Below are 17,780 nucleotides of genomic sequence, written 5' to 3'. Positions count from 1 at the left end.
GCGGGGGTCATACCTTGAGGACCTTGCCGCTCAGGGATACACCGGCGAGCAGTACTGCGATCAGCACAAAGGCACTGCTCAGGCTGCTGCCATGGGCAATGAAGCCGATCACTGCGGGGCCGGCAAGAATCCCGGCATACCCCAAGGTCGTGATGGCAGGCACGGCAATATGTTCCGGCATCACCGTTTGCTTGCCGACGGCGGTGTACAGCACCGGCACGATATTCGAGCAACCGGCACCTACCAGCGCATACCCCAGCAATGCGGTTTCCCAGGCTGGCAATAACGTTGCCAGCAACATGCCAGCAGTGGCCAGTGCACCACCGATCACGATCACGCGGGTTGCGCCCAGGCGCCGCACGATGGCATCGCCGGTCAGGCGCCCGGCAGTCATGGTCAGGGCGAAGGCTGCGTAACCCAGGCCGGCGTAGGCCTCGTCCAGACCGCGTTCGGCACTGAGGAACACGGCGCTCCAATCCAGTACGGCGCCTTCTGCCAAAAACACGATAAAGCACAGACAGCCGATGAACAGTACTACGCCGTGGGGGATCGCAAATGCCGGACCCGAACTTTCACTGCCGTAGGGCAACAAATGGGGCCCGGCCTTGAGCAGCGCCAGCGCCATGATGACGATCACCACCAGGGTCGCCTGCAGAGGTGACAGACCCAACCCCAGCAGCCCGGCAACCCCGGCCGCGCCGACGATCCCTCCCAGGCTGAACAAGCCGTGGAAGCCCGACATCATGGTTTTGCCACTGGCGCGCTCAACAATCACCGCTTGCAGGTTCACCGTGGAGTCCACCGTGCCAAGGCCCGCGCCAAACAGGAACAATCCGGCGATCAGTAACGGGATCGAGCTGACCGTGGCCAGCATGGGCAAGGCCAGGCAGATCATGATCGTGCCGGCGCTCAGCACACGTCGGCAGCCATAACGAGACGCCAGCGCACCGGCGGCCGGCATGGCGATGATAGACCCCACCCCCAGGCACAACAGCAGCAGGCCCAGGGTGCCTTCACTCAGTTCGGCGCGTGCTTTGGCGTATGGCACCAACGGCGCCCAGGCAGCAATGCCGAAGCCGGCGATGAAAAATGCGATACGGGTCGACATTTGTTCCAGCCGCCCGGGAACCACGGGTGCTGAGGTGAGGATGGCAGTCATGAAAAAATCCTTGGTTTTGCGTTCAGCGAACGATGTCCGGCGCGATATCCTTGCACATCAGGCCCTTGGGGGCGAGCCGGGTTCCCCCCCGAGATCAGCGGCGATGATTTCTTTTTGCAATTCGGGAACGCCATGGGCGTTGGCAACCACACACGAAGTGTCTTTGCAGAAGGCGTTCTGGAAGGTGTGTAATCCCTGTGGGAACTGGTGAACCCCCGGGTTTTGCACGGTGGATTACCACCTTCCAGGCCGCCTCCCACATACCCTGCATTGTGTAATACGCTGCTGGTCCAACCCTGTAGGCAACCGAGCGGACGCACCGATGAAGATTGCAAGGCAAGTGGCGCCATGACCCAGTTCTATGACGCACGTGGCAACATTTACGGGGTCGCCAGCCCGGCGTTTTTACGACAGCAGGGTATCGAGGTGCCCAATAACGCCGCACAGGCCGCGAGGACTCGCGAGGGTTGGGCTGCATCAGCCATAAGCTCCGAATGCGAGTGGGGTTCGATACCGCGCCCGGTCGATGCCAAGGCTCACCGCTGCGATGGCTTGCTGGTGGGCCCGTTCCAGGCCGAGCCGCCGTTTGACCTGTTGATCGTGAACACCGACGGCTCCCTGGCCGAGCGCAGTGGCAATGGGTTGACGATTTTTGCCCAGGCGCTTACTGACCAGGGCTTGATGACCGAGGCCTGTGATTTGCGCGTGCATCATGACCAGCCTGACGGGGTGTCGCCGTTGGTGACTCGGGTCGAGCCTGCTGTCTATGGGCACCGCTCTGGATTCTGGCTGGCATTGGGTTTGCCCGGGTTCGGGCCGTCGGCCGTGGGGGCGCAGGGGGTTGAGCAGGTGTTCCAAGGCGACATTGAACTGAGCCATGTGAAGGCGTTGGCGGCGATCAACCCACAGTGGGCGCACAGTCAGTTTGTGCGTGTGGGCAATCCTCATTGTGTGACCCTGGTCGAACACCTGTCAGCCTTGCCGGACAATCTGCAGATGCAACAGCCAGCGCTTTTCGAACCGTTGCAGGCAATTGCCTTCGCCCCCCCGGCAGGAAGCGGCGAGCCATGCTTGGCCGGCGTCAATTTGCAATGGGTCGCCAGGCAATCCGGCAACCGGGTGGTTGCCCGGGTGTTCGAGCGGGGAGAGGGCCCCACGGCGTCCTCCGGCACCAGCGCCAGTGCCGTCGCCTGTGCGGCGTGGCGAGCGGGTTGGGTTGAGGGGGGTGAAGTCGCGGTGGTGATGCCGGGTGGCACTGCGCCGGTACGTTTGCATACCCAGGTCGATACGCTGCTGAGCGTCAGTCTGTTCGGGACTGCACTGCCTCGGGCATGAAGTCTTTTGAGCAGTTGACGCCCTGAGTGGGTGTCAGCTGTTTCGCTATTGATTAATTGATCAGATAAAAGTTGGTGTAGGGCATTTCTTATGTTTAAGAAGTGGCTCATTGACTCGATTTATTATTTTGTAAAAGACACTTCAATCTCAGTCGTACGAAACTTCTTTTTTATTTTTTCGGGGCCGATTTTTTCCTGGAAACGCTAAGCTTCAAGGCGTTCAGGCGCTTTTCCTCGGCAACTTATTTCATGTTTGGCGGGGGAGGTATCTCAGTCCGGTAATAACTATCGATATTGGCGGGTAACAACGGATGGTTAACGCGTTTGTTTCGTCACGTTTCAAATTAATCCTTCCAGGCATAAAGACTGACTTTCAAGTACTGGCGTTCAACGGTCAGGAGGTGCTTGATCAGCCGTTTTTCATCCAGGTGCAGGTGGTCAGCGAAAACCCTTCGCTGGACCTGGAGTCACTGCTCCACCAGCCTGCCTACCTGGTTTTTGGCGATGCGAATGAAGGCCTGCACGGGCAGGTTTACGCGATTGGCCGCGACGACCCCGGGCGGCGGCTCACCCGCTATCACCTGACATTGGCGCCGAGTCTCGCCTACCTTGCCCATCGACGCGACCAGCGGATTTTCCAGCAGCGCAGTGTTCCGCAGATCATCGCGGCAGTCCTCGAACACCACGGCATCCTGGCCGACCGCTACGCCTTTGAGTTGGGGCCGGTGGTCTACCCGCCGCGGACGTTCTGCGTGCAATACGCGGAAACCGACCTGCATTTCATCCAGCGGCTGTGTGAAGAGGAGGGCATTCACTACCACTTCCGTCACAGCGAGCACCAGCATGTGCTGGTGTTTGGCGACGACCAGACCGTATTTCAGCGCCTGCCTGCGCAGCGTTATTCAGCTGCCGGCGGCCCGCTGGCCGAGACACGGGTTATCCAGCGTTTCGACGTACGCCTGGCGACCCGCAGCCAGCGAACGGTGCGTCGTGATCATGACTTCGAGCATCCGTCCTTATGCCTGCAAGACAGCGCGGGTTCTGCCTCAGCGCAACCCCTTGAGGACTACCGCTACCCGGCTGGGTTTACCGGCCATGCACGGGGGGCTCGCCTGGCGCGCAGGGGGTTGGAGCGCCTTCAGATCGGCCGATATCGTGCATTGGGCAAGAGCGACCAAGCGGTGCTGCGCAGTGGGCACTTTCTTGAGCTGCACGACCATCCGGATCCGGCCTGCAATGATTTATGGTTGATCACTTCGATCCGTCACGAGGGTTATCAACCGCAGGTGCTGGAGGATGCGACTGGTGAGGAGGTGGATGCATTCCAGGGGTATCGCAACCGTTTCACCGCGACACCCTGGAGTGCGCCGTATCGACCCCCTCTCAAGTACCCCAAGCCGACCATCCACGGCACCCAGACCGCCACGGTGACCGGGCCTGCCGGCGAGGAGGTGCATTGCGATGCATACGGCCGGGTGAAAGTACGGTTTCACTGGGACCGACTGGACAAGAGCGATGACACAAGCAGTTGTTGGGTGCGGGTGGCATCGGGTTGGGCCGGAGACGGGTTTGGCGCAACGATGATCCCGCGGGTGGGCATGGAAGTGCTGGTGACGTTCCTGGAGGGCGACCCGGACCAGCCGCTGATCAACGGTTGCCTGGCCAATGCGTTGCACATGCCGACCTATTCCTTGCCGCAACACAAGACCCGCAGCGTCTTGCGCAGTCGCAGCACCCCGGGCGGAGGCGGCGGCAACGAATTGCACCTGGAAGACCGCCGTGGCAAGGAGCTCATCTACCTTCGTGCCCAGCGGGACCTGGAGCAGCAGGTGGGGCATGACAGTCGCCTGGAAGTGGCCGGTGAGCGGCGTGAAATCATCCGAGGGTTAAGTACGGCGCACCTGGAAAGCGAGGAGCATCGTCACGTCACCGGTGACCGCAAGGTTGCACTCAACGCCAGCGATCATCTGGACGTGCAGGGCGACAGCCGGACCTATGTCGGGCAAACCCTGATGATTGAAGCCGGGCAACAGGTGCATCTCAAGGCCGGCGCCAGCCTGGTTATCGACGCGGGCGTACAACTGAGTTTCAAGGCCGGCGGAGAGCACCTGGTGATCCAGGCAGGCGGCATTTTCAGCAGTCGGCCCATCACCCTCGGTGGAACCCCGTCCGCGACCAGGTCGGCGAACGCCCTGTTGGTTGCGCAGAGCCCGAAAATCTCCGCCACACAGGGCGCCATCATGCACTTGGCCAGGCAACTGGATGCGGACTTCTGCCCGCTATGCGAGGACTGCCGCGAAGGCCTCTGCACTGTCGGCGGGAGGGCGGCCTGATGGAAAACCTTCCAAGCCGATGGATGAGCCAACAGCAACAGGCGGGGCACAGGCTGTGCCTGATGCTTGAGGGAAATCACGCAGCGTGCCAGCCAATGTTGGCGGCACGCGGTTTTCCAGCGTACTGCCGCCTCTACGCACAAACCCCACTGGCGGAAATGGCCATGGCTGGCCCCGTGATCCTGTTGCTGGATCAGGTAGGGGAGCCCGCGTTGCTCGATCTTCTGCAAGAACCAGAGATGAATTGGGGCTGGCTGGGCAGCTTGCCAGACGCGGACCTGACGGACATGTCCCGGCATTGGCGCGACCGGCTGCTGGTCGGACCGGAGAATAACCGGACGCTGTACCGCCTTCACGACAATCGTACGTTGGCGCGCGCACTGAACCATCTGGGCCTTGAACACTGGCCAGCATTCCTCGGCCCACTGATCAGTGTGTGCTACTGGCATGAAGGCAGTTGGCACTGTGGCGACAACCCTGCCCCCGGTGACTATCCGGTGCCCGAGCCAGCCCCCTGGCTGAACACGCCCAACCCGAATGCCAGCGCCATCCTGCACGCCAATATCCTGCGTTACCTGCTGGCTGAACGCAGTGAAGATCTGGCGGCATTGGTTGAGTTCCAAGACCCCAGGGTCTGGCTGACCCAAGTGTTGGAACAGGCTCGCAGTTGGCGATGGAGCCAGCCGGAACAGTTGGAGTTTCTGGTCGTGCGACGGTTGGAAGAGGCCACTCGCAGCAGTGGGATTCGTTGGCAGCCGACGGTTGGAGAAACACCGCAGGATCACTTTGAACGAGTTAAGCAGCAGTGGCTCATGTTGGAGAACAAGGATGAGTAAGCGTGTATGGGGCGTGCTGCTTGCACTGGCAACGGCGGGACTTTCGGGGTGTGCGATGAAGCCGGTTGATCGCTTTACGTTGGAGGTGGATTTACCGGCGGAATTTGAACTTAAAACTGCCGCCAACTACGGGCCCGCAACGGGTGAGACCTGCACCTTGCCAAGGCGCCGAGGCAAGAGGCCGGAGAGGAAGGTTTTTTTTACCGAGTACAAACCGGTGGCAAGTCGGGCGAGTTATGAGTTACCGCTGAGTGAAACGGTACAGGGGTGTCCGCTGGTATTACGCAATGTGGAGTTTGATTTTTACGCTAAGTGGGGTACGCGGGATTCGGATGTTGGCGGGGATATTGCGGGGATTTCGATTCGGGATCGTCTGGAGGGTGATAGGCCTGGAATGCCGGAGTCGGGAGTTCAGGAACTGTCTTGGCAATGTCAGTGGTTGTTTCGGACTGTGGGGCCGATACATGCGATCAGAAAGGTTCTGAACTGTAATTCGCTGGGCGCTACAGGGCAAAGATATAAAACTCACTCGAACGGTGTTTTTTCGCGAGATGAGTTGGGTGGGAAAAAGGTAGTGATAAAGCTGAACCTCATTAGTGAGGAACGACCTTATATGGGCGATAACTGGGTTCGTTTTTCTCAAGGGTGGAAACGCTGTCGAGGCAAAAGCTTTGAGGACCAGTACGCGTTTTGTGGGGGTAACACTACAGATTTCAAATCCTTCAAAATGCCCGATGGGCGTGTATGTGACATATATCCAAGTTGCAGTGAATAAGGATGTTCAGGCATGACGATAGAACAATGGAAAAAACCGTTTTTTAACGAAAAAATTCCCGCCTGTACGCTGCGTGGAGACTGGCTGAGTTTTTGTCTAGTGGACGAGTCCGGTGACGGGAAAGCCTATGGAGGGCTCAACTATGAAATTTTTGACAGTGCAGGGCAGCGATACGCAGGCCGTTTGAATGGAGATGGTTTTGTACGATTAGAGGGGCACTGCCGTGGTCCTGTAGTGTTGGTTTTCGATGCTATGTATCAGGAGTTGGGGAGCTACTATTCGACATTGCAGAGGCGAGAAAAGTATCCGTTACCCATCACCGACCTTCAGGTCAGAGCTGAACAAACGAAATTTTCAAAATCCAGCGGTGAGCAAACCGAGAGCAATTCTGCGCGGCAGAAAGCTGACCACTTTTATCAGGTTGAAGTGAGCGACTTGGTTCGTCAGGGCTCCCATCTACCTGCCGTGACACCCACTGCTTACCGACCCAAACGCCATGCCCTAAAAATGATGGCTGATCTGGGGTTCGGTCCGTCCCAACCCTCCTTATCAGGGGTGGTGTTGTTCCCGAGCAATCACACTGTTCTCGAAGTACGTCCACTGCGAGCCCTGCGTCCAATGCTATCCACGGAAGACCGCTTCTGTGCCTTGAACCTGTACCAATTGGCACTGTTTGCGGCGTTGAGTTACTGCGATTTTGGCCAGGAGCCCCCAGACAAACCATTTGATCAAGTGCGCTTTCCACTGGATCCCAGTGTTGGAAATTTGTTTGCTGAACAACTATCTGGGTTTCACCAAGCCTGGCGAGTTGATCCGGAGCAAGTGCGACGTTTTTATCCGCTTTATGAGGATGTACCTTACTCACGGCGTTTTGAAATTCTTCCCTTCGATCCTGAGCTGTATCCGCAAAATCGTCCGGAGTTGGAGGAAAAACAGGAACACCCTGCGCATTTGCACTTCTTCGATGACGAAAAAGGCGGTACTGATACCCAGGCTTTCATAACCCACCACGATGAGGTCATGCTGATAGCGGTGCGTGGCACCGCCAGCCCATCTGATGGATTGCGAGATGCCAACGCCCATCAAGTGCCCTTCATCGATGGCGTAGGCAAGGCGCATGAGGGATTTTATCAGGCTTACCGAGCGGTACGTAACTTCGTGCTGCGATACCTCGACCAGTTTCATGTCGGGCAACGAATAGTTATATGTGGTCACAGCCTTGGCGGCGCCATCGCGTTGCTTCTGGCTGAGGGGCTGCGCCGAATTCCCGACGCTCACTACAACATCCTCCTCTACACCTACGGCGCCCCCCGCGCCGCCGATGCCGAGTTCACTGCCGGCGCTTCCGCGTTGGTGCACCACCGCATCGTCAACCACAACGACCCGGTCCCCAGCGTCCCGGCGCCTTGGATGAACACCACCGCCAAACTCTGGATCCCCGGTGCCGTCACGCTATTCAGCGCCCCCACGGCCGGGGGCCTGTTGTTCCCCGCCGGCCTGGTGCGTATTGGCGGCAACCCCTACCAACACCACGGCGATCAACAGCACTTCATGCCGATCGTGCTCCCGGACGGTACGCATTCGTCCGTGCTGTGGAAGCCGGGCTGCGAGTCCATTGAAGAAGCCGGCCGCAACCGGGCATGGCAAACGCGCGGTGACATGCCCGATCGCGAAGGCCTGATCAAACAGTTGGTGCAATACAAGCAGCATTTCATGACCGCCAGCTACATCCCGGCCGCCTGGGCGACGTTGCGTCGCTGGCAACAGGCTGTGGATAGCAACGGTCCTCTGGTGACCCAACGGGAGTTTGAACTGCTCGACCACGCCCTTGCGACCATGGGCAAGCAACTGCAAGACAAGCGGCGTGAACTGACTCGACAGCGCCCGGCCAACGACCGTGCCTATGAATACCATGAGCCGCTGAACGCTGAGATCGACCGCCTGTACACCAGTCGCGAACGCCTGCAAACCCTGCGCTGGCGTCGTCTTGAAGCGCGTGATGTCTACGGCAGCCATAGCCACTGCTCCAACCTGCAACCCAGTCTCAAGCGCTGGTTCCGCCATCGTGAAAACCAGGCGTTGCCTCAGGTCGCGAGCATCCCTCCCGCTGCGCAGAGTGAGCTGGGGAGGGCACAGCCGCTGGATCTCGACTCAATCGTCTGACTGGGTGCTTAGACAAACTCCACCTGCGCGGGCTGGCGCTTCATCAACACCTTGCCGTGGCGAATCGAATACAGCGGCAGCCCTTGGCTGCGAATCACCTCGTAGTCGCTGTCGGCCGAGAGGATCAGCAGGTTGGCCGGGCGCCCGGCTTCAAGGCCGTAACGGTCACCCAGGGCCATGGCCTTGGCGCTGTTGTCGGTCACCAGGTCGAGGGCGCTTTGCAGGTTGCGGTAGCCGAGCATATGGCAGATGTGCAAACCGGCTTCCAGTACGCGCAGGATGTTGCCGTTGCCCAGCGGGTACCAGGGATCGACGATGGAGTCCTGGCCAAAGCATACGTTCATGCCGGCCTCCAGCAGCTCGTTGACCCGGGTGACACCACGGCGTTTCGGGAAGCTGTCGAAGCGACCCTGCAGGTGGATGCTTTCGGTGGGACAAGAGACGAAGCTGATCCCGGAGTGCCCCAGCAGGCGGAACAGTTTGGCGCAGTAGGCATTGTCGTAGGAACCCATGGCCGTGGTGTGGCTGGCGGTGACGCGGGCGCCCATGTCGCGGCTGCGGGCTTCTTCGGCGAGTACTTCGAGGAAGCGTGAGTGCGGGTCGTCGGTTTCGTCGCAGTGCACATCCACCAGGCAGCCGGTGCGTTCGGCCAGGTCCATCAGGAACTTCACCGAACTCACGCCTTGGTCGCGGGTGTATTCGAAGTGGGGGATGCCGCCGATCACATCGGCGCCCAGGCGAATGGCTTCTTCCATCAGTTCGCGGCCGTTGCGGTACGACTCGATGCCTTCCTGGGGAAAGGCGACGATTTGCAGGTCGATCAGGTGCGAGCTTTCTTCGCGCACTTGCAGCATGGCCTTGAGCGCCGTGAGGTCGGGGTCGGTGACATCGACATGGGTGCGTACATGCTGGATGCCGTGGGCGGCGAGGGCCTGGATGGTTTTTTTGGCGCGGGACCTGGTGTCTTCCTCGGTGATGGTGGCCTTGCGTTCACCCCAGCACTCGATGCCTTCGAACAGGGTGCCGCTCATGTTCCAGCGCGGTTCGCCGGCGGTGAGGGTGGCATCGAGGTGAATATGCGGTTCGACGAAGGGCGGTATCACCAGGTTGCCGGCTGCATCCAGGTCATTGGGCCCCACTGCCGGCGCTGTTGTGTGTGGGGTGATGCTGGCGATCCGGCCGTGTTCCAGGTGCAGATCATGCAGGCCTTCACGGTTGCGCAGGCGGGCGTTGATGATGTGCATGGGCAAGTTCCTCTTGGCTAAAAACAATCAGGCAGACAGCCGCCAGATCATCAGGGCGATGCCGATGTCCAGGCGGTCATAAGCGTTATCCAGTGTCAGACCGCACAGGGCTTCGATGCGCTGGACACGGTGCGTCAGGGTATTGCGGTGCAAGGCCAGGCGCTGGGCGGCAGCCACAAGGTTACCATTCTCGTGAAACCAGGCTTCCAGGGTCGGCATCAGGCTGGGGCCGTGGTGCAGGTCGTGACGCAGCAGCGGGCCCAGGCGTTCATTGAGGAACTGGTCGAGCAGGGCGCGATCACGGACACCGCTGAGCAGCTTGAGCACGCCCAGTTCGTCATACACGCATAGCCCGGCACGCTCGCTGAAGCGTCGTGCCGCCACCAATGCCTGGCGTGCTTCGTCCTGCGCCTGGGCCAGGCGCGCGGGTGGGTGTGCAGCGGCGCTCAGGCCGATAAACAATTTCAGCGGCGCCAGGCGCAGGTTGAGCGGGTTCAGCCAGTTGGCCAGTTGCTGGCGGTTGGCCAAGGCCGTGACGGCATCCGGTGCCGGCAGCAGCAGGGTCCATTGTCCGGCGCGCCCCAGTACCGGCAGTACCGCCGATAATTGACGCAAGCGCCGACTGATACCGTCGTGTTGTCGCGCCAGCTGTGCCTCCACCTGTGCCGCGTCCCCCTGGGCAAACAGCAGCTCACTGCCTTCCAATTGCAGCTGGGCGACCTGCCAATGCCCGGCCATTGGCATATTCAATTGCACGGCCCGATGCAGCAGCAAATCCAGGGATTGATAATCCCCGCTCAGCAAGCGCTCCAGCACGTCGTGCCGCGAGCGTCCCAGTTGCTCGGACTGGATCAGCGCCGAACCAATCGCCTGGGTCACCAGCACCATTTTCAGCGAGTAGGGCTGCTCGATCAGCGGCATGCCGGCGGCTTCGGCGGCGTCGAGCAAGCGCTGGGGAATCGCCTGGATATACGCCGCTCCCGTCAGGATCACCAACCCGGCCACTTGGCGCTGGCAGGCTTCGTCCAGCAGTTGCAGGAGGTTGGCCTCATCCCGTGGGTGGTTGATGCCGGTGACGAACACCAATTCACCGCCCAGCACCCACTCGGCGATCCCGCTGTTTTCCGCCACATAAGGCCAACGCACGACGTTATCCAGGGCGGCAGCGCCGGCGCGCAGGCGCATGGATTCCAGCCCCGGCAACGCCAGTACCTCCGCAATGGTCAGGCTCATGCCCGGGCATCAGCCAAAGGCACGCGCAGCACGGCGGTGAGTGCGACGTAGGTCAGCGACGCGGCTGCGATGCCCACCAACGGCGCGACCCACGGCGAGTTGAACGCCAGCACGGTACCCACCGCGTACGCCACCAGCCCGGCCCAGTTGAAGGCTGGCAGGCGCGCATCCGCCAGGCGCGGGTAGTGGCCGCGCCAGCGGTAGAAGAAGTCCGCCATGATCACCCCGCCAATCGGCGGAATCACCGTGCCCAGCAGGATCAGGTACGGCACCAGCATGTCGTACATACCCAGCAACGCCAGCAGGGTGCCGATCACCGCACCCGCCAAGGTCACGGTTTTGCGGCGCTTGGTGCGCAGCAGGTTGCAGCCGGCCACGGCGAAGTTGTAGATGGTGTTGTCCTGGGTGCTCCAGATATTGAGCAGCAACATGGCCATTGCCGCCATGGCGAAGCCTTGCAGCAGCAACACTTCGACCACGTCGGGCTGTTGGTAGACGATCGCGCCATAGGCGCCGATCAGCACCATCAAACCATTGCCGATAAAGAACCCGATCAGGCTGGCCAGCACCGCGACCTTGGCCGAGCGGGAAAACCGCGTCCAGTTGGTGGCCTGGGTGGCGCCGCTGACGAACGTGCCGAACACCAGGGTGATCGCGGTGGACAAATCCAGCTCGCCGGTCGGCACCACCGCCAGCAGCCCATCCAGCCCGCCGACTTTCACCGTGGCGACCCACATCGACAGCAACAGCAACAGGCCCATGGCCGGCACCGCGATGTAGGAAAGGATCTCCAGCCCGCGATAACCCACGTAGGCCGTGGCGCAGAACACCAGGCCGAACAGCACCATCAACGCCAGCACGCTGCCCTGGCTCAGCTCGAAATACTTGCCCAGCACCACGGCCGCCGTGGCGGTGCCCCAGGCGTACCAGCCGATCTGGGTGAACCCGAGGATCAAGTCACTGAGCTTGCTGCCCACCTCGCCAAAGCAGAAGCGGCCCATCAACACCGAGTTCAACCCGCTCTTGAACGCGATGTAACCCAGGCCTGCGGCGTAGATACCCAACAGCAGGTTACCCAGGGCCACCACGCCGAGCATCTCGGTGAAACTGAACGCCACCCCGAGCTTGCCGCCGGCAAACATGGTCGCGGTAAAAAAGGTAAAGCCCAGCAGCACCATGGCGGTCGACGCCAGGCCTTTGCGCGCATGCATGGGGACTTCGCTTAAGGGGTAATCGTTGCCCGGTTCTTGCTGCGTCATGTGCGTGCTCCCTGAATGAGTGACGCAGGCCTGTTGCACCGGGCGTGCCAAATCACCGGCAGTGACAGGCGCACGGTCGCCGCTGTGCACCGTGCACAGTATTTATAGCCAAACAGGCGGGGAACGCAGGCGGGAGTGTTCGCTGTGCCCAGTCGGGCACGAAAGCGGTGCAGCAGTGATACAAATTGGATCAGTCGAACAGCGTCTGCGTGGTCTCGCCGCGATGAAAGGCGAACGCCGCCTCCAGATCACTTTCGATGGTGCGTCCACGGGACAGCGGCGGTAGCTCGTCCAGGCTGAAAAAGCCCACCTCGGTGGTCTCGAACCCGGCCACCGGCGCCAGTTGATCCACCCGTTCACACAGGAAATACAACTTGTAGAAATCCCGCACATCCGGCCGGTACAACCCCTTGGCCTTGTGGGTGACGCTATACAGCGCCCGCGCAGTAACGCTCAGCCCGGCTTCCTCGCGAATTTCCTTGATGATGTTTTCCGCCGCCGACAACCCGATATCGGCATAACCACCGGGCAGCGCCCAGCAACCGTCGGTGGCCTCGCGCACCAGCAGAATCCGCTCACCCTCGATCACCGCGCCACGCACGTCGATCATCGGCGTCGAATAGCGCTGGGCGAAATCCGACACCAGCCCGGTGATGCGCTCCAGGGGCACATTGCCCAGCTGCGCCAGCATGCTGTGGGCAATCTCGGCGATTTCTTCCAGGCGTTCGCGCTCGAAATCATCGGTGCAAAAGTGCAGCCCCGTGGAGGCCAAGGCTTGCAAGCGTTTGGCCTGGGCCAGCCAGGTAGTTTCCATGGACATCTCCTCGGTCGCGAAGAAGGGCAAGGGTGGAAGGGGGCTACGGGAGGCACAAAAAAACCCGCAAGGGTAATGCCGATCAGTTAAGAGATAGAACGGGCAAACAGTAACCTGTGGCGAGCGGGCTTGCCCCGCGTTGGGCTGCGCAGCAGCCCCAATAAGAGCGCTGCACGGGACTGTGTTTTAGGGCTGCTGCGCAGCCCAACGCGGGGCAAGCCCGCTCACCACAGTTACAGTGTTCCTCCTTAACTGACTGGCATTAACCGCAAGAGTGGTTTTTTAACAGTGCAGGCTTACTCGCCGCGATAGATGCAGCCACTGGTGCAGGTCTCGTGGATACGGATCGCACTGAGCTCCGGCAGCAGCGGCTTGAGTTCAGTCCAGATCCACTTGGCCAGCACTTCGCTGGTAGGGTTTTCCAGGCCTGGGATGTCATTGAGGTAGTTGTGGTCGAGGCGTTCGTAGAGCGGCTTGAAAATCGCCTTGATCTCCGAGAAGTCACGAATCCAGCCGGTATGGGGATCCAGGTCGCCACTCAGGTGGATCGCCACCTTGAACGAATGCCCATGCAGGCGCCCGCACTTATGGCCTTCCGGTACGTGGGGCAGGCGGTGGGCGGACTCGAAGGTAAACTCTTTGAAGATTTCCACAGTATTTTCAGCTCGGTCAGGTATCTGGCAGGCGGCGAGTTTAACAGCTTGATCCCATGCCGCGCATACCGCTGGGTCAAAGCGCCTGCAAGCGCTCGCCCAGGCCACCGTTATCGGCCAGTTGTAGAAACTCATCCCCCAGCCGTCGGCTCTCGCTCATCGCGGTTTGCCAGTACTTGTTGCGGCTCGGGTCGTCGCCCATGAAGCGCTTGAAGTCGCTGCGGTCCGGCAGTTTGCCGTGGGGCAGGCGGGCCAGGTAGTCCCTGGATGGCGCCAGCAGCAACACATCCTGCAAGCCGTGCGGGTTGCTGCGCCGCCATGGCAGGCCCTTGTCGAACCAGCCGGGGATGACCCGGTCGGTGAAGTGCGGGTACAGCACGATGTCGTCGCCGTGGTAGGGCAGGTCGAGGTGGTAGTCCAGCAGGCCGCCGTCGCGGTAAGTGCCGGTGCCGGCTCCGGGCAGGTCGCGCACGCCTTGCATCACCATGGGGATCGACCCGGACGCCAGCAATGCCTGGCGCAGGTTGCCCATGTCCAGCGCAAGGAAGCGCGAGGGGAAATCCTTCAGCGGGTGCACCGGCGGTGCCTGGCGCGGGTCGTGGATGATCAGCCGCTCGAAATGCCGCGCCAGTCGCGCACGGCCGCGCAGGTTGTCGGCAATCACCGAGGACAGGCCCAAACCCAGGCGCCCGCGGTGGTCATCGGCGAGCAGGCCGTGGCTCTTGACCACCATGATGTTCAGCCGGTAGTCGGGGTTGTCCAGCACCCGTGCATCGCGGCCGGCCAGCAGGTCGTCGAGCATGCGCTGGCAGCTGCGGCTGACTTCGGCCATGGTCACGCCTTTGGCAAAGCGTTGTTCGTTGTACAGGCGGCCGAGGTCCAGCAGGCCTTGCACCGGGTCGGGCAGGCAGGCGCTGGCAAACCGCCAGGAACCGATCGATGCGCCGATCAACGCCCGCTCCCGCGGTGCGCGCGGCAGCCAGTCGCTGAACAGCGCCAGGTCCAGGCCCTGGATCCCCAGCGCCTTGGGGCCGCCGGCCGCACCGGGGAGTATGCCGACATCCGCAGGCTTGAGGCCTTGTTCACGAATGCGCGCAAAGGCGCGTTTGCCGGCCTTGAGGGTCAGGGCGGGGAACTTGATATGGATGGCTGTCATACCGGTCTCTGTTGAAGCGAGGTGCAGGTGCAAGCGTGCTCGCGAAAAACGCTAACGATACCGCGTGAATCCTGAATAAGCATCGTAGCCTGTCGCGGCTGCTGGAAATTGCCATGGTGGCAATTCAGTTTCAGTTAAGTTGCAGCCGCTACCGTGGCCGGTGTAGGAAAAACATCGTGTAACGGAGACTCATCATGAAACGCCTCACTGCTCTGGTCGCCGCCGCTATCATCGCCTCCACGGCGACCCAGGCCGGAGCCGTGGACCCTGACAAACCACTGACCGTGCCCGCCACTGTTACAATTGTCGCGTTCGACCAGCTCGAAGCCACAGCCCAGGCCCTGCACCCCGGTTCAACGCTGTTGGACACCGACCTGGACGAGGCTTACGGCAAGTATGTCTATGAAGTCGAACTGCAAGATGCCGACGGCATTGAATGGGAGGTCGAATTGGACGCGCTCACCGGGCAGGTTCTCAAGAATCATCAGGATACGTAATGAAGGTAAATTTACGCGCCGGCAGTCGAGTGGCGTTGGTGCTGGTGGTGTTCTGCTCAGGCTTGCAGGCCCGCGACCTCAACCAGGACGAAGCCTTGGCGCTGCGCCAGCAGGGGGTGATCCTGCCTCTGGAGCAACTGTTGCAGCAGGCCATGGCGCGGTATCCCGGCTCGCGCCTGCTGGAAGCCGAGCTTGAGAAAAAGCATGGCCAATATGCCTACGAAGTGGAACTGGTGACCACCGACGGCGTGGTGCGCGAGATCAAACTCGACGCCACCAACGGTGTACTGATCAAAGATGAGGAAGACTGATGCGCCTGCTCCTGGTGGAAGACAACGTACCCTTGGCCGATGAACTGCTGGCCGGCCTGCAGCGCCAGGGTTATGCCGTCGACTGGCTGGCCGACGGCCGTGACGCTGCGTATCAGGGCCGCAGCGAACCCTACGACCTGATCATCCTCGACCTCGGCCTGCCCGGTTTGCCCGGCCTTGAGGTGCTGGCGCAATGGCGCGCCGCCGCACTGGCCACCCCGGTGTTGATCCTCACCGCCCGCGATTCCTGGGCCGAGCGTATCGAAGGGCTCAAGGCCGGTGCCGACGATTACCTGAGCAAACCCTTTCACCCCGAAGAGCTGCACCTGCGCATCCAGGCGCTGTTGCGCCGCTCCCACGGGCAGGCCAACCAACCCACCTTGCAGGCTGCCGGCCTGCACCTGGACGAAGGCCGCCAGTGCGTGCTGCGCGATGGCGACGAGATCCAACTGACCGCCGCAGAATTTCGCCTGTTGCGCTACTTCATGTTGCACCCCGAACAGATCCTCTCGAAAAGCCACCTGGCCGAGCACCTGTACGACGGCGAGACCGAGCGCGACTCCAACGTACTGGAAGTGCACGTCAACCACCTGCGCCGCAAACTCGGGCGCAGTGTGATCGAAACCCGGCGCGGCCAGGGCTACCGGTTTGGCGCCAGCCCTGCATGAAGTCGATTCAGCGCCGCCTGAGCCTGGGCCTGATCAGCGTGATGGTGATCGTCGGCGTGGTGCTGGCGCAAACCAGCCTGTGGTTGTTCGAGGCCGGTTTGCAACGCTACCTGGAAGCCGGGTTGCGCAACGATGCCGAGAACCTGCTGGTCGCCCTGGTACGCGGGCCCAACGGTGTGCAACTGGATGAGCAGCGCCTGTCGCCGGCCTACCAGCGGCCGTTTTCCGGGCATTACTTCCGCATCGATTTTGCCGACACTCACTGGCGCTCCCGCTCGCTGTGGGACCAGGAATTGCCCCGACTGCCCGAGGCCGGGCTCAAGGGCAACCTGCAATTGGGCCCCGAAGGCCAGCAATTGCTGGTCCTGCGTTCGGACTACAAACGCTTTGGCCAATCGATTTCCATCAGCGTGGCCCAGGACTACACCCCGGTGCGGGAAAGTTTTCGCCTGATGCGTCGGATCGGCCTGGTGTTGGGGCTGGCGGCACTGCTGCTGGTGTTGTTTTTGCAGCGAGTCACCGTGCGTCGTGCCTTGCGCCCGCTGGAAAACGCGCGTAACCAGATCGCCCAACTGCAACAAGGCCAACGCTCGCAACTCGACACCCAGGTGCCGCTGGAACTGGAGCCACTGGTCGCCCAGATCAACCACCTGCTGGCCCACACCGAAGACAGTCTCAAACGTTCGCGCAATGCCCTCGGCAACCTTGGGCATGCGCTGAAAACCCCGCTGGCGGTGCTGTTGAGCGCCGCCTCGAGCGAGGCGCTCAAGGATCACCCCGAACTGAGCAAACTGCTGCGCGAGCAATTGGAGCAGGTGCAACAACGCCTCAACCGTGAACTCAATCGCGCCCGGCTGGCCGGCGAGACCCTGCCGGGTGCCTTGTTCGACTGTGAACAAGAACTGCCCGGCCTGCTCGCCACCTTGAGCATGATCCATGGCGAACACCTGGACCTCAGTTACCACGTCGCGCCTGGCCTGCAACTGCCCTGGGACCGCGAAGACCTGCTGGAGCTGCTCGGCAACCTGTTGGACAACGCCTGCAAATGGGCGGATGCGGAGGTGCGCGCGAGCGTCAGCGAGACGCCGCATGCTTACCTGCTGGCGGTGGAAGATGACGGTCCCGGGATTCCCGAGGCCCAGCGTGACCAGGTCTTCAGCCGCGGTGCACGCCTGGACGAACAGATCGACGGCCATGGCCTGGGGCTGGGGATCGTGCGCGACATTGTCGAGGTGTGGGGCGGGGTGTTGCAGTTGCAGGAGAGCGAACTGGGCGGGCTCAAGGCGCTGATCGAGTTACCCAAGCGCCATGGCTGACACACCGTAGATCAAAATGTGGCAGGGGG

The 17,780-nt window shown here is 61.3% G+C and carries 16 protein-coding genes; 9 read left to right on the top strand and 7 right to left on the bottom strand.

The genetic code is table 11. The features are described 5' to 3' along the window. Positions 1-7: 7 nt before the first annotated feature. Positions 8-1,159, bottom strand: a complete 1,152-nt coding sequence (locus tag FX984_RS20735) for an MFS transporter (protein ID WP_146478312.1) — start codon at positions 1,157-1,159, stop codon at positions 8-10. Positions 1,160-1,507: 348 nt separating this feature from the next. Here FX984_RS20735 and FX984_RS20730 point away from each other — a divergent pair, with 348 nt between their 5' ends. From FX984_RS20730 to FX984_RS20710, 5 genes are all read left to right on the top strand, one after another. Further along, positions 1,508-2,494, top strand: coding sequence for a diaminopimelate epimerase (locus FX984_RS20730; RefSeq protein ID WP_092359598.1), 987 nt, complete (start codon positions 1,508-1,510; stop codon positions 2,492-2,494). Positions 2,495-2,804: 310 nt separating this feature from the next. After that, positions 2,805-4,826, top strand: a complete 2,022-nt coding sequence (locus FX984_RS20725; protein WP_098479951.1) for a type VI secretion system Vgr family protein — start codon at positions 2,805-2,807, stop codon at positions 4,824-4,826. After that, a complete protein-coding gene (locus tag FX984_RS20720; protein WP_092359601.1) occupies positions 4,826-5,662 on the top strand; it encodes a DUF4123 domain-containing protein in 837 nt (278 codons plus the stop codon). The genes FX984_RS20725 and FX984_RS20720 overlap by 1 nt, the downstream gene beginning before the upstream one ends. After that, positions 5,655-6,437, top strand: a complete 783-nt coding sequence (locus FX984_RS20715) for a hypothetical protein (protein WP_027603132.1) — start codon at positions 5,655-5,657, stop codon at positions 6,435-6,437. The genes FX984_RS20720 and FX984_RS20715 overlap by 8 nt, the downstream gene beginning before the upstream one ends. Positions 6,438-6,449: 12 nt before the next feature. Continuing rightward, entirely contained in the window at positions 6,450-8,600 is a 2,151-nt protein-coding gene (locus tag FX984_RS20710) for a lipase family protein (RefSeq protein WP_146478311.1), read from the top strand. An 8-nt stretch (positions 8,601-8,608) separates the two neighbouring features. Here the strand turns inward: FX984_RS20710 and codA are convergent, their stop codons facing one another. From codA to FX984_RS20680, 6 genes are all read right to left on the bottom strand, one after another. Further along, entirely contained in the window at positions 8,609-9,844 is a 1,236-nt protein-coding gene (codA, locus tag FX984_RS20705) for a cytosine deaminase (RefSeq protein WP_108574786.1), read from the bottom strand. 27 nt (positions 9,845-9,871) lie between these two features. Beyond that, positions 9,872-11,077: a PucR family transcriptional regulator gene (locus tag FX984_RS20700; protein WP_027603135.1), complete on the bottom strand. Its 1,206-nt coding sequence runs from the start codon at positions 11,075-11,077 to the stop codon at positions 9,872-9,874. Beyond that, complete coding sequence (codB, locus tag FX984_RS20695) at positions 11,074-12,336, bottom strand: cytosine permease (protein ID WP_065939378.1); 1,263 nt, start codon at positions 12,334-12,336, stop codon at positions 11,074-11,076. The genes FX984_RS20700 and codB overlap by 4 nt, the downstream gene beginning before the upstream one ends. Positions 12,337-12,526: 190 nt before the next feature. Continuing rightward, positions 12,527-13,150 carry an NUDIX hydrolase gene (locus FX984_RS20690; protein WP_027603137.1) on the bottom strand — a complete coding sequence of 208 codons (624 nt, stop codon included), beginning with the start codon at positions 13,148-13,150 and terminating at the stop codon, positions 12,527-12,529. A gap of 296 nt (positions 13,151-13,446) precedes the next feature. Beyond that, positions 13,447-13,803, bottom strand: a complete 357-nt coding sequence (gene queD, locus FX984_RS20685) for a 6-carboxytetrahydropterin synthase QueD (protein ID WP_003237990.1) — start codon at positions 13,801-13,803, stop codon at positions 13,447-13,449. Positions 13,804-13,879: 76 nt separating this feature from the next. Next, complete coding sequence (locus FX984_RS20680) at positions 13,880-14,959, bottom strand: patatin-like phospholipase domain-containing protein (protein ID WP_146478350.1); 1,080 nt, start codon at positions 14,957-14,959, stop codon at positions 13,880-13,882. Positions 14,960-15,153: 194 nt separating this feature from the next. Between FX984_RS20680 and FX984_RS20675 the strand changes: the two genes are divergently transcribed. From FX984_RS20675 to FX984_RS20660, 4 genes are read left to right on the top strand one after another with little or no spacing between them, the layout of a single operon-like run. Next, entirely contained in the window at positions 15,154-15,456 is a 303-nt protein-coding gene (locus tag FX984_RS20675) for a PepSY domain-containing protein (protein WP_027603139.1), read from the top strand. Continuing rightward, positions 15,456-15,767: a PepSY domain-containing protein gene (locus FX984_RS20670; protein ID WP_027603140.1), complete on the top strand. Its 312-nt coding sequence runs from the start codon at positions 15,456-15,458 to the stop codon at positions 15,765-15,767. The genes FX984_RS20675 and FX984_RS20670 overlap by 1 nt, the downstream gene beginning before the upstream one ends. After that, positions 15,767-16,435 carry a response regulator transcription factor gene (locus FX984_RS20665; protein ID WP_027603141.1) on the top strand — a complete coding sequence of 223 codons (669 nt, stop codon included), beginning with the start codon at positions 15,767-15,769 and terminating at the stop codon, positions 16,433-16,435. The genes FX984_RS20670 and FX984_RS20665 overlap by 1 nt, the downstream gene beginning before the upstream one ends. After that, entirely contained in the window at positions 16,432-17,751 is a 1,320-nt protein-coding gene (locus FX984_RS20660; protein ID WP_146478351.1) for a sensor histidine kinase, read from the top strand. The genes FX984_RS20665 and FX984_RS20660 overlap by 4 nt, the downstream gene beginning before the upstream one ends. Positions 17,752-17,780 lie beyond the last annotated feature (29 nt).

Source organism: Pseudomonas marginalis (genome assembly GCF_008692035.1).
In the GTDB taxonomy this organism is placed as follows: Bacteria; Pseudomonadota; Gammaproteobacteria; order Pseudomonadales; family Pseudomonadaceae; genus Aquipseudomonas; species Aquipseudomonas marginalis.
The sequence above is the reverse complement of the archived record's forward strand: the minus strand, read 5'-3'. Positions and strand labels throughout refer to the sequence as shown.

What these genes read in the sequence shown, in the direction of transcription:
- FX984_RS20735 (WP_146478312.1), bottom strand. Translation starts at nt 1,159, where the DNA reads ATGACTGCCATCCTCACCTCAGCACCCGTGGTTCCCGGGCGGCTGGAA.
- FX984_RS20730 (WP_092359598.1), top strand. Translation starts at nt 1,508, where the DNA reads ATGACCCAGTTCTATGACGCACGTGGCAACATTTACGGGGTCGCCAGC.
- FX984_RS20725 (WP_098479951.1), top strand. Translation starts at nt 2,805, where the DNA reads ATGGTTAACGCGTTTGTTTCGTCACGTTTCAAATTAATCCTTCCAGGC.
- FX984_RS20720 (WP_092359601.1), top strand. Translation starts at nt 4,826, where the DNA reads ATGGAAAACCTTCCAAGCCGATGGATGAGCCAACAGCAACAGGCGGGG.
- FX984_RS20715 (WP_027603132.1), top strand. Translation starts at nt 5,655, where the DNA reads ATGAGTAAGCGTGTATGGGGCGTGCTGCTTGCACTGGCAACGGCGGGA.
- FX984_RS20710 (WP_146478311.1), top strand. Translation starts at nt 6,450, where the DNA reads ATGACGATAGAACAATGGAAAAAACCGTTTTTTAACGAAAAAATTCCC.
- codA (WP_108574786.1), bottom strand. Translation starts at nt 9,844, where the DNA reads ATGCACATCATCAACGCCCGCCTGCGCAACCGTGAAGGCCTGCATGAT.
- FX984_RS20700 (WP_027603135.1), bottom strand. Translation starts at nt 11,077, where the DNA reads ATGAGCCTGACCATTGCGGAGGTACTGGCGTTGCCGGGGCTGGAATCC.
- codB (WP_065939378.1), bottom strand. Translation starts at nt 12,336, where the DNA reads ATGACGCAGCAAGAACCGGGCAACGATTACCCCTTAAGCGAAGTCCCC.
- FX984_RS20690 (WP_027603137.1), bottom strand. Translation starts at nt 13,150, where the DNA reads ATGGAAACTACCTGGCTGGCCCAGGCCAAACGCTTGCAAGCCTTGGCC.
- FX984_RS20680 (WP_146478350.1), bottom strand. Translation starts at nt 14,959, where the DNA reads ATGACAGCCATCCATATCAAGTTCCCCGCCCTGACCCTCAAGGCCGGC.
- FX984_RS20675 (WP_027603139.1), top strand. Translation starts at nt 15,154, where the DNA reads ATGAAACGCCTCACTGCTCTGGTCGCCGCCGCTATCATCGCCTCCACG.
- FX984_RS20670 (WP_027603140.1), top strand. Translation starts at nt 15,456, where the DNA reads ATGAAGGTAAATTTACGCGCCGGCAGTCGAGTGGCGTTGGTGCTGGTG.
- FX984_RS20665 (WP_027603141.1), top strand. Translation starts at nt 15,767, where the DNA reads ATGCGCCTGCTCCTGGTGGAAGACAACGTACCCTTGGCCGATGAACTG.
- FX984_RS20660 (WP_146478351.1), top strand. Translation starts at nt 16,432, where the DNA reads ATGAAGTCGATTCAGCGCCGCCTGAGCCTGGGCCTGATCAGCGTGATG.